The organism is Hydrogenibacillus schlegelii (assembly GCF_001653195.1).
Taxonomy (GTDB): Bacteria; Bacillota; Bacilli; order Thermicanales; family DSM-22653; genus Hydrogenibacillus; species Hydrogenibacillus schlegelii.
This window is the reverse complement of sequence record NZ_JXBB01000016.1, coordinates 21,906-32,255: the sequence shown is the minus strand read 5'-3', so window position 1 is coordinate 32,255 and position 10,350 is coordinate 21,906. Positions and strand designations below refer to the sequence as shown.

General features: G+C 64.5%; 13 protein-coding genes. 8 read left to right on the top strand and 5 right to left on the bottom strand.

Translation table 11 applies throughout. The annotated features are described in order from the left end of the window. Positions 1-69: 69 nt before the first annotated feature. On the top strand, positions 70-714 hold the full coding sequence (locus tag SA87_RS13125) for a P-loop NTPase family protein (RefSeq protein WP_156423430.1): 645 nt from the start codon (positions 70-72) through the stop codon (positions 712-714). Positions 715-1,346: 632 nt separating this feature from the next. After that, positions 1,347-1,808 carry a hypothetical protein gene (locus SA87_RS06165; protein WP_066200755.1) on the top strand — a complete coding sequence of 154 codons (462 nt, stop codon included), beginning with the start codon at positions 1,347-1,349 and terminating at the stop codon, positions 1,806-1,808. A gap of 33 nt (positions 1,809-1,841) precedes the next feature. Here SA87_RS06165 and SA87_RS12625 read toward each other — a convergent pair whose 3' ends face one another. The 5 genes from SA87_RS12625 to SA87_RS06145 all read right to left on the bottom strand — a co-directional run bounded on the left by SA87_RS12625 (position 1,842) and on the right by SA87_RS06145 (position 6,928). Beyond that, complete coding sequence (locus SA87_RS12625) at positions 1,842-1,994, bottom strand: ATP-binding cassette domain-containing protein (protein WP_281180926.1); 153 nt, start codon at positions 1,992-1,994, stop codon at positions 1,842-1,844. 71 nt (positions 1,995-2,065) lie between these two features. Then, the gene (locus SA87_RS06160) at positions 2,066-2,788 is read right to left on the bottom strand and encodes a DUF420 domain-containing protein (protein ID WP_066200753.1); all 723 of its coding nucleotides are present in this window, start codon (positions 2,786-2,788) and stop codon (positions 2,066-2,068) included. Positions 2,789-3,012: 224 nt separating this feature from the next. Next, positions 3,013-4,269 carry a LytR/AlgR family response regulator transcription factor gene (locus SA87_RS14255; RefSeq protein WP_066200750.1) on the bottom strand — a complete coding sequence of 419 codons (1,257 nt, stop codon included), beginning with the start codon at positions 4,267-4,269 and terminating at the stop codon, positions 3,013-3,015. Positions 4,270-4,284: 15 nt separating this feature from the next. Further along, positions 4,285-5,424, bottom strand: coding sequence for a histidine kinase (locus tag SA87_RS14250; RefSeq protein ID WP_066200747.1), 1,140 nt, complete (start codon positions 5,422-5,424; stop codon positions 4,285-4,287). Positions 5,425-5,773: 349 nt separating this feature from the next. Then, a complete protein-coding gene (locus tag SA87_RS06145) occupies positions 5,774-6,928 on the bottom strand; it encodes a DDE-type integrase/transposase/recombinase (protein ID WP_066200744.1) in 1,155 nt (384 codons plus the stop codon). 265 nt (positions 6,929-7,193) lie between these two features. Between SA87_RS06145 and rpsJ the strand changes: the two genes are divergently transcribed. The 6 genes from rpsJ to rpsS are packed head-to-tail and all read left to right on the top strand — an operon-like array spanning position 7,194 to position 10,344. Further along, the gene (rpsJ, locus tag SA87_RS06140) at positions 7,194-7,544 is read left to right on the top strand and encodes a 30S ribosomal protein S10 (RefSeq protein ID WP_066200741.1); all 351 of its coding nucleotides are present in this window, start codon (positions 7,194-7,196) and stop codon (positions 7,542-7,544) included. Positions 7,545-7,560: 16 nt separating this feature from the next. Further along, the gene (gene rplC / locus SA87_RS06135; protein ID WP_066200738.1) at positions 7,561-8,202 is read left to right on the top strand and encodes a 50S ribosomal protein L3; all 642 of its coding nucleotides are present in this window, start codon (positions 7,561-7,563) and stop codon (positions 8,200-8,202) included. 26 nt (positions 8,203-8,228) lie between these two features. Next, positions 8,229-8,852, top strand: coding sequence for a 50S ribosomal protein L4 (gene rplD, locus SA87_RS06130; protein WP_066200735.1), 624 nt, complete (start codon positions 8,229-8,231; stop codon positions 8,850-8,852). Continuing rightward, positions 8,849-9,139 (top strand): 50S ribosomal protein L23, encoded by a 291-nt coding sequence (rplW, locus tag SA87_RS06125; protein ID WP_066200732.1) that lies wholly within the window; start codon positions 8,849-8,851, stop codon positions 9,137-9,139. Before rplD ends, rplW begins: the two co-directional genes overlap by 4 nt. A 47-nt stretch (positions 9,140-9,186) precedes the next feature. Next, complete coding sequence (gene rplB / locus SA87_RS06120) at positions 9,187-10,014, top strand: 50S ribosomal protein L2 (protein ID WP_066200729.1); 828 nt, start codon at positions 9,187-9,189, stop codon at positions 10,012-10,014. A 51-nt stretch (positions 10,015-10,065) separates the two neighbouring features. Further along, entirely contained in the window at positions 10,066-10,344 is a 279-nt protein-coding gene (gene rpsS / locus SA87_RS06115; RefSeq protein ID WP_066200726.1) for a 30S ribosomal protein S19, read from the top strand. Positions 10,345-10,350 lie beyond the last annotated feature (6 nt).

The window sequence follows — 10,350 nt, the reverse complement described above, 5'->3', positions numbered from 1 at the left end:
TATTGGCAGTGGAAGAAGGAACAACAGAAATCCACTGAGCCGGCCATGCTGCACGTTGTGAATGCCTGAGTGACCTGTCCTTTCATTCGCCGAAGAGGGCAATTTACACATGATACTGGACTTGATCACAGGACAGACATAATCCTCCATCACACTCGTAAACCTTCAGCCGGTACAGACTGGCTTGACGAGCTCTCAACGCTGTCTGGTATACGCGGTACAACCGCTCTGGTTGCTGCAAGCCGTTTCCAAATTGGTATCTACGGACCACAGACAACTGGAGACCCTCTCGGTTACTTCACGATTGGCATATCCGGAAACCTAGTCAAGCAGACAGGTAGAAAACCGTACTACTGCATCCGCTCAGAGAGTGGACGACTCATCTACGACAAGCAGGAAACCGAGAAGCGTTGGGAGGAGTCAGAGAATGCAAGCAAGAAGACACGAGAGCTTCAAGAGCGTTACCGTAAGATAGTTGAGGTGCTGGAGGAAGCAGTTGAGCCGTTAACTTGGGATGAGCTAGGAGCAAAGCTCCAGGTGAAGGGAATCACTGCTTCGAGAGATACTCTCCAGAAGGACATTCTAGTACTCAACGAGCAGTGGGAGAAGACGAATGCTGGTAAGGAGATTGTTGTTGATGAGGGACGTGGCAGAGGGAAGAAGACAACTGTCTATCTCCGCAAGGACATTCACATAAACAACGTAAGACGTTAACAAGTGTTAACGAGTTTAATTCCGAGGAAAACCCCAATATATATAAATTTGAAATTCCTCGGAATTAAAATTCCGTGGGACACAGAGTAGAGCACTCTGCTTCGCTAGAGCGGCAGAGTGCTCACTCTCCTCTGTGCCGGAAATGAGGAATTCCAGACTTTAGGAAATTCTTCATTTCCTCATTTTTTCCACACTCTCTCCCACTTTTCTTCACCTTTTAAGTTCCTTTTCTTTCCATTATAATTAAATCATAACTCTGGAAAGGAGGGTATCCGAATGAGCCAGAGAGTTGACGAGCGTCCGACAATGTTTGACTTTTGCAAGAGATGTGGTCAGCCACTTCGTTATTTCCTGCCAAGAACTCGATGCTGGATAGTCTATCCAGATGGACATCGTGCTCCTGATGTAACGTCTGTTCCAAGAAGGGACGGGCTTTGTGAATCCTGCGCTAGGAAGCTTGGTTTGAAACGTGTTCCAACTCTGACATGGGAGGAGTACAAGTCGATGTCGTTTGAGGAGTTTCTCGACCTTGTAGACGGTCCAGTAGTAGACGTGTCTTTGCTCTCTCCCACTGCAGTTAACGTTTAACGACGTCAACCGTAAATGAACCCCATGACGGAGGTGAAAAACCGGTGTTTATCAGTTGGACGGACACGGAGCGTCGGCGCATCGCTCTTGACGTAGCCGCAGGACGGCTCTCTCGGGAGCTGGCTACCGCGCTGCTGAACGGGTATCTGGAGACAGGTTCGCACTCGTGGGTGGACTCTCTCGAGACTGGAGATAGTGCGATGAGTCGCTATGCTACGGTTTGTGAAATCCTCGGTGTGCCAGAGGTCTACCTCGTTCGTTTGAACAAGTCTAGCCTCCCGCCTGAAACAAAAAACCTCACCTACGGGGTGAGTTTCAGAGCACCGTTTGAACTTACCGACACTGCAAAAGAGCACCTGTTGCAGGTTGGGAAGAAGTTGAAAGGTTTTACTGGTGAGTGGTTAGGACAGACGTTGTATGCGTTCCCCTCCGAAGAGCAAGCACGTTCCTTCCTCCGAGAAGTTCTCCACGTTCTTTCCTCTACAGTGTTCAGGAAGGCCAGTTAACGAATGTGCAATAGGAGAAGGAAAGGTAGCGATTCAAAATTTGACCAATTCATAAAGTGTGTTGATGGTGGTCGTCTTGCCGGCTCCGTTGGGGCCCAGCAGGCCGAAGATCTCCCCTTGCTCGACACGGAAGCTGACGTCGCGGACGGCTTCAATGGCGCCGAAACGCCGGGACAGGTGCTCCACCTCGATCGCCGGTACCCGCGTTGGACCCGGACCGCCACCCGCCGCCGCCAAGGTCCGCCCCGCCGCCCCTGTCACGCCCAGGTCACCATCCGTACAAGAGCGGCCAGAGTCGGACCCATCCCTGCAAGGACCTGGGTCAGGAAAAGCCCAGGGTCCGTCCAGATCCCTCCGGCCCCTGCGAAGGGGCCCCAGGTGGTGCCGATGGCGGCCACAGCCCCCGGCAGTCCCTGCACCAGAGCGGCCAGGGCCTGGACCCCATAGCCGGGCCGGCCGAATCCGTAGAGCAAAAGGAACGTCAACGGCCCCGTGACCGACGTGAAGAACCAGATGGGATAGGCCCAGCGGGCCACCCGGCGGTGGCGGTCGTAGCGGCCGCGCAGACCCAGGACCAGCGCCACCAGCACCAGGGGGGCCGTCACGCTGGCCGCCAGGCTGTGGGCGCCCAGGATCACCAGGTAGATCAGCCGAATGGCAGCCTGGCCTTCGAACGGCGTCGTCCCGTAGAGGACGCTCTTGGTCAGGTACAGGATGAGGAACACCGCCTGCAACCCGGCCGCCAGCAGCATGCCCCGGCGATGCCCCGCCACGTCGCCGGCCCGGATCCGCCGGTACGCCCGGGCGATCACCACGGCGCTGATGGCGTTGAGGGTGGCGTTGGTCGCGGCGATGACAAATACAGGGTCGATGGTGGCTCCCGCCTTCCCTGCATGGCTTTCTTGTGGCGTCGTGGTTCTGTCGAACTTTGTGGTGGTTCGTCCGAACTTCTTTATGTGTGCCTGTCTAAACCTGACCAACCTCTACTGGCTTCATCAGCGGCCTGTCCTGTCCCCATCATACCCATGACCGTTGCTTAAAACCTAGCCGGACCTAGCCGGCCGTCAGGGCCGCGAGATGCCGTCTGGGGTGGATTTCCTAGGGCCGCATCGGCCTATTCGTCCCAGCCCCTTCCCGCCCCGCACGGGACCCGTGCCCGTTCGCTTTCCGCAACGGCCGTCAACCGGCCTGCCCGGGCCCGCCGTCAACTGGCCTGCTCGGGCCAGAAGTGCCGCTTCAGCTCGGGCACGCGGCTGCGAGCCACCGGAATCGTCACCGGCTGGCCGGCGTGGACCACGGTCAGGTTGTAGGTCCCGTTGAAGAACGGGCTGATCTCCCGCACCTTGCGCAGGTTGACGATGTAGCCCCGGTGGCAGCGGAAGAACCGGTCCGGCGGGAGCAGGTCCTCCAGCTCCCGCAAGGTGTAACGGGTCGGGAGGCGGTGGGTCGCCGTGTACACGAAGACCTGGTCGTTCTCCGCCTCGGCATAGACCACTTCTTCCACGGGGATGGGCACCGCGGCCTCATCCCGGACCCCCATCACCCAGCGTGGCCGGGGCCGCCCACGGCCACCGCCCGTCCCGGCCGGCCCGCCCCCCGCTCCCTCCGCGCCCCCCGGTGCCGCCGCCTGCTCAGCCGCCGCCGGCCCTGGCCGCCCCGCCTGCGCCGCCACCCCACCTGGCGCCGGCGAACCCGCCTGCGCTCCGGCTCCTGCGGCCGTGGATCCCGCCACCGGCGTCGCCGGCGTCCTTGCCGGCCGTGCGACCCCCCGCAAGGCCAGCCGCTCCCGGACCCGGCTCAAGGTCTCCCGCAGCCGGTCGTCGCTATAAGGCTTGAGGAGGTAATCCAGGGCCCGGGCCTCGAAGGCCTTGACGGCGTACTCGTCATAGGCCGTGGTGAAGATCACGTACGGAGCGCCGGGCTGCTGCTTGAGCCGCTCGGCCAGTTCCAGACCGGAAATTCCCGGCATGGCGATATCCAGGAAGACCACATCGTAGTCCAGGGCGCCGATCAGCCGCAGGGCTTCCCGGGCGTTGGCCGCCTCGCCGGTGATCTCGACCCCCGGTTCCCGGCTCAGCCGGTAGCGCAGCTCCGCCCGGGCGGGGTACTCGTCGTCGACGATCAGGGCCCGGATGGGCCGGTCCCCTGGCGGCGGGCCGTCCAGATCCCACTCCCATTCGGGGTCGCCGTTCGGGTCGAACGCGGCCCCGCCGCGGCCCGGCTCCCCCGCGGGCGACGGACCCCTCCCGGTCCCGGTGGCGGGCAGCGGTCCTGCGGCTGCGTCCGCACCCCGGTCTTCTTCTGGCCGCCCTTCCGGCTGCCGCTCGGATCGGGGCCGGCGCTCGTACCCCTGCGGCCGCTCAAGCCCGTCAGGCCCTTCCCGTTCCGGCCGCTGCCGTCCCGCCCGTTCCTGTTCGTCCGGCCGTTCCAACTCTGGCTGTCGCTCGGCAGGCACCGTCATGGCGCCGGTTCCTCCTTATCGCGCCGGTTCCTCCCTGGCCGGCTGCACGGCCTGGCGCCGCAAGGGGACCACCAGGCGCACCAGGGTTCCCCGCCCCGGGCGGCTCCGCACCTTGAGCCCGTACGCCTCCCCGTACAAGCCCACCAGCCGCTGGTTGACGTTGGAAAGACCCAACCCCATGCCCTTGCCGACCCCGGGCCGGAAGATCTCCTGGCGCAGTTCCGGGGGGATGCCGACCCCTGAATCGGCCACCACCACGTGCAAGTGGCCGCCGCGCACCCGGGCCGCCACCGTCAGGCGCCCGCCGCCTTCCCGGGGTGCCAGCCCGTGGACCACCGCGTTCTCCACCAGGGGCTGGATGGTCAGCACCGGCACCAGGCAACCGAAGGCCCGGGGGTCGATCCGCACGCGGAAGCGCAGGTTGTCGCCGAACCGCGCCTGCTCGATCTCCAGGTACATCTGCACGTACTCCATCTCGTCTTCCAGGCGGATGAACTCGTCCCGTACCGTCAGGGCCCGGCGGAGGAACACCGCCAGCTTCACCAGCAGGTCGCGGGCTCGGTCGGGGTCGGTGCGGCTGAACATCAGGACCGTGTTCAGGGTGTTGAACAGAAAGTGCGGGCGGATCTGGGCCTGCAGGGCCTCGAGCCGCGCCCGGGCTGCCAGTTCCCGCAGCCGCTCGGCCTCGGCCAGCTCCATCTGCAGGCTGAGCAGCTGGGCGATCCCCGCCCCCAGGCGGTGGACCATGCCGGGGATGTCGTTGCGGTGGGTGCGATACAGCTTCAGCGTCCCCACCACCTGGTCCCGGACCTTGAGGGGTGCGATGACCGCCGCCTGCAGGGGGCAGGGGCAACCGGCGATGGGGCATTCGAAGTCCGCCTTGGAGGCCACCAGCCGCAGCCGGCCCGTCGCCAGCACGTTGCGCGTGGCCCGGGTGAGGATGGGCTGGTGCCGCACCATGAAGGGGCAGCCCAGGCCGGCGTAGCCCAGGATGGTCTGCCGGTCCGTGATGGCCACGGCGTCAACCTCGGCGATGTCGCGGATGATCTCGCAGATCTTCTGGGCCGTTTCCTCGTTCAGCCCCTGCCGCACGTAGGGCAGGGTCTCCTCGCTGATGCGGAAGGTGTGGTCGAGGAAGGTCCATTCGGCCGTCACAGTGCATCCACCCCGCACCCGGTACCCCGTCGTGCGGCACCCGTACCGGCTGCACCCTGAAGACCCGTGCCGCCGGCTCCCTGGCCACCGGCATCGCCTGCAGCGCCGGCATCCGAGCCGCCCGGGTCGCCTGCACCGCGGGCTCCGCAGCCCTCCTGCCCGCCGCACCGAAGGCGCCCGATCCGTCAACGGCCCACGGCCAAGACGCGTGCCGCCCGTGCCGAAGCGCCCCGCGCCTCCCGCACTATGTGAAGTTCGTCACAAATCGGCCAGTTCTTTCCGTGTCAACTCAGCTAAAAATGTTACCCAACGGGTCCTGATCACTCACGTAAGAATGTCACCGAACGCCTCAATCGGCGGACATGGCCGTTTCCGGGGGATGCTGCAGGCCCGCGATGAGCTCATCCAACTCCCGATGGAGTTGCAGCGGGTTGAGGGACTGCCGTAGGGCCAGCCAGCGCGCCCGTTCCTCGGGCGAGAGCACGTCGCGCTCGAGGATGCGATCCAGCGGGGGCCGGGCGGCGTCGTAGGATTTGCGCACCCGGGCGCCGTCCCGGACCTTGTTCTTGAGCTTCCGGGTTGGGAGGAACAGGTTGGCGTAGAGGTCCAAGCGGGCGTAGAGCCGGTTGAGCTGTTCGACTTGCTCGGGGCGGTCGTAGCGGGCGTAGCCGACGATCTCCCGGACCAGCTGGCGGTTGCGCTGCTCGACGTGGGCGTTGTCGTTCTTGCGATAGGGGCGGCTGCGGGTGAACGTCAGGTGGTGTACCTTGGCGTACCGGTGCAGGTGATGGTTGACGAACTCCGCGCCGTTGTCGGTATGAAGGCCCCAGACCGGATAGGGCCATTGGGCGATCAGGTCCTGGATGGCTTCGTGGACGGCGCGCTGGCTTCGGCCGAGCAAGGCGCGGCGGCGGCTCCAGCCCGTGACGATGTCGACCATGCTGAGGGTGTACGCGTACTGGCCGGCCGTCGAGCCGCCGTTGTGTTCAACCAGATCGACCTCCAAGGCCCCGGGTCGGGCTTCGTCCCAGTCGTAGGTGGCCATGGGGATCTGGCTTTGCAGAAGCCCCGGTCGCGGACGAGGAAGCCGACGGCGCGGCTTGGGCGAGGGCATCGCAGCGAGGCGGCGGGCCAGGGTGGCGCGGCTGATCTGCCGAAGGGCGTCGCGAACGGCCCCGGTGAGGACCACTTCCCCGTGGGCGGCCAGGTGCTCGGCCATGAGCAAGAGCACCGGGTGAAGCCGTTCGGCGCAAGGGTAGTCCAGCGCTTCCCAGATCCGTGCGATGACCGGCAAGGCCTCGAGGTAGCGCAGGGCCCGCTTGCGACGGCGCTTGGTCGGGGCCGGCGGCGTGGTCTTTCGGAGGACCCGGATCGTGTACTTGCGGTGGTAACCACAGACTTGCTGGACTTCGTTCAGGATCTCGGTGCGTTCCCGGCGGGTTCGGGCCGCCCAGTACCGTTCTCGCATGGTGGCGAGATACTCGCGGCGGCTGGCGAGTGACATCGGCACAGCACGTCCCTTCGGTAAGATTTCTCCGTGAGTGATCCGGGACCCCTTCGGTTACATTTTGGCTGAGTGATTGCGCCGCCTTGCGTTCGGCGCTGGCATTCTATATAATGCTGTATGTTTGGTCGGCGCAAGCGATGAGGCGGGAGGTTGCCGGCACGCCCGGGTCATTTGCTTTGCGTCCGGGGAGGGCGCCCCGGCGGACGGGGAATTCTCGCTGAGAAGTCTATTGCTCCAAATAGGCGCCAAAGGAGGCCCGACGATGGCGGAACAAAAAATCCGCATCCGCCTGAAGGCGTTTGAACACAGCGTCCTCGACCAGTCGGCGGAAAAAATCATCGAGACCGCCCGGCGCACCGGCGCCAAGGTGTCCGGACCGGTGCCGCTTCCGACGGAGCGGCATCTTTACACCGTGCTGCGGGCGGTGCACAAGTACAAGGACTCCCGGGAGCAGTTCGAGATCCGCACCCACAAACGGCTCATCGACATCATCGATCCGACGCCGAAGACGGTCGACGCCCTCATGCGGCTCGATCTGCCGAGCGGCGTGGACATCTCCATCAAGCTGACCGGCGGCCCCGAAGAAAAGGGCAAGCGGTCCCGCGGCCGCTGAGGGAGGAGGCTGAACCATGGCGCGCAAGGGCATCCTCGGCCGCAAGCTCGGCATGACCCAGATCTTCGACGAAGAAGGTCGCATCGTACCGGTGACGGTCATCGAAGCCGGACCGAACGTCGTCCTCCAGAAAAAGACGCCGGAGACCGACGGCTACGTCGCCATACAGCTCGGCTTTCTCGACAAAAAGCCGAAGCGGGCGACGAAACCGGAAAAAGGCCACGCCGCCAAGGCCGGTACGGCGCCCAAGCGCTTCGTCCGCGAAATCCGGGACGTCGAGCTCGACCGCTACGAAGTCGGGCAGACGCTCACCGTCGACCTCTTTGCCCCCGGCGAGCTCGTCGACGTCACCGGCACGAGCAAGGGGAAGGGGACCCAGGGCGCGATCAAGCGGCACAACCAGGCCCGCGGTCCGATGGCCCACGGTTCCGGTTACCACCGCGGCATCGGCTCCCGGGGCGCCACCGGCCCGTACCGCATCTTGAAGGGGACGCCCGGCCCCGGCCGGATGGGGAACGAACGGGTCACCGTCCAGAATCTCCTCGTCGTCAAGGTCATCCCGGACAAACACCTCCTCCTCGTCAAAGGCGCCGTCCCCGGCCCCCGCGGCGGGTTCGTCATTGTCCGCTCGGCGATCAAGGCGCCTCAAGAGGCGTAAGCGGTCCGGAGAAAGGAGGATCAGCGATGCCCAAAGTGCCCCTTTATAATCAGGACGGCGCCACCGTCGGCGAGATCGACCTCGACGACCGCGTCTTCGGCATCGAACCCCGGGAGGCGGTCGTCCACCGGGCCGTCGTCGCCTACCTCGCCAACCAGCGCCTCGGCACCCACGACGTCAAAAACCGCGGTGAAGTCCGGGGCGGCGGCCGCAAGCCGTGGCGGCAAAAGGGGACCGGCCGCGCCCGGCAGGGCTCCATCCGGGCGCCCCAGTGGGTCGGCGGCGGCGTCGTGTTCGGCCCGACGCCCCGGAGCTACCGCCTGGAGCTTCCGAAGAAGATGCGCCGCCTGGCCCTCAAGTCCGTCCTTTCCGCCAAGACGAAAGAAGGGGCCCTCAAGGTCCTCGATCGCCTCGTCATCGAGGCGCCGAAGACGAAAGCCGTCGTCCGGCTGCTCAAAAACTTGAGCGTTGACCGGAAGGCGCTCGTCATCCTGCCGGAGGTCGACCGGAACGTCCTCCTCTCCGCCCGGAACCTTCCCGGCGTCAAGGTGACGACGACCGGCGAGATCAATGTCTACGACCTCCTCAACCACGACGCCCTCATCCTCACCGAGGCGGCCGCCCGGAAGATCGAGGAGGTGTACGCATGAAAAACCCCCACGACATCATCCTCCGGCCGATCATCACCGAAAAGACGACGGAGCTGATGAAAAACAAGACCTACACCTTTGAAGTCGATCCCCGGGCCAACAAGATCGAGATCCGGCAGGCCGTCGAGCAGATTTTCGGCGTCAGGGTCGAAAAGGTCAACACCCTGAACGTCAAACCGAAAACGAAACGCGTCGGTCGCCACGTCGGCCGGACCAAAGCCTGGAAGAAAGCGTACGTGAAGCTCACGGCCGACTCCAAGCCGCTCGAATTCTACGAAGGGGTCTGATCGCGGGCTCGGTGACCGCCGGGACCGCGGCGCCAAGGAGGGAGACCATGGGCATCCGAACCTACAAGCCGACGTCGCCCGGTCGGCGGGGGATGACCGTTTACACCTTTGAGGAGATCACGAAGACGGAGCCGGAAAAATCCCTCGTCGAACCCCTCAAAAAGCACGCCGGCCGGAACAACCAGGGCCGGATCACCGTCCGTTTCCGGGGCGGCGGCCACAAGCGCCTCTACCGGATCATCGACTTCAAGCGGGACAAAGACGGCGTTCCGGGCAAGGTCGCGGCGATCGAATACGACCCGAACCGCTCGGCGCGCATCGCCCTCATCCACTACGCCGACGGCGAGAAGCGCTACATCCTCGCGCCGCAGGGCCTTAGGGTCGGCGACGTCATCGAATCCGGTCCCGGCGCCGACATCAAGGTCGGGAACGCCCTCCCGCTTGAGCACATCCCCGTCGGCACGACGATTCACAACATCGAGCTCAAGCCCGGCAAGGGCGGTCAACTCATCCGGGCCGCCGGCGCTTCGGCGCAGATCATCGGCCGGGACGGCGACTACGCCATCATCCGCCTTGCCTCCGGCGAGATCCGGAAGATCCGCAAGGAATGCCGGGCGACGATCGGGCAGGTCGGGAACATCGAGCACGAACTCATCACGATCGGGAAAGCCGGGCGGAGCCGGTGGCTCGGGCGCCGGCCGCACGTCCGCGGTTCCGCGATGAACCCCGTCGACCACCCGCACGGCGGCGGTGAGGGCAAAGCGCCGATCGGCCGTCCGTCGCCCGTCACGCCGTGGGGCAAGCCGACCCTCGGCTACAAGACCCGGAAGAAGCGGAAGGCATCCGACAAATACATCCTGCATCGCCGGAAGTAAACCGCGGCCGGGGCTCCCGTCCCCGATTCCGCCTGCGAAAGGAGGGCCAGCATGGGCCGCAGCGTGAAAAAAGGGCCGTTCGTGGACGACCATCTCCTGAAGAAAGTCCGGGCGCTCAATGAGAAAAACGAAAAGCGGGTCATCAAGACGTGGTCCCGCCGCTCGACGATCATCCCGGAATTCGTCGGCCACACCTTTGCCGTCTACGACGGCCGTAAGCACGTCCCCGTCTACGTCACCGAAGAGATGGTCGGCCACAAGCTCGGAGAATTCGTTCCCACCCGCACCTTCCGCGGCCACGCCGGCGACGACAAGAAGACCGGCCGCTGAGGCGCG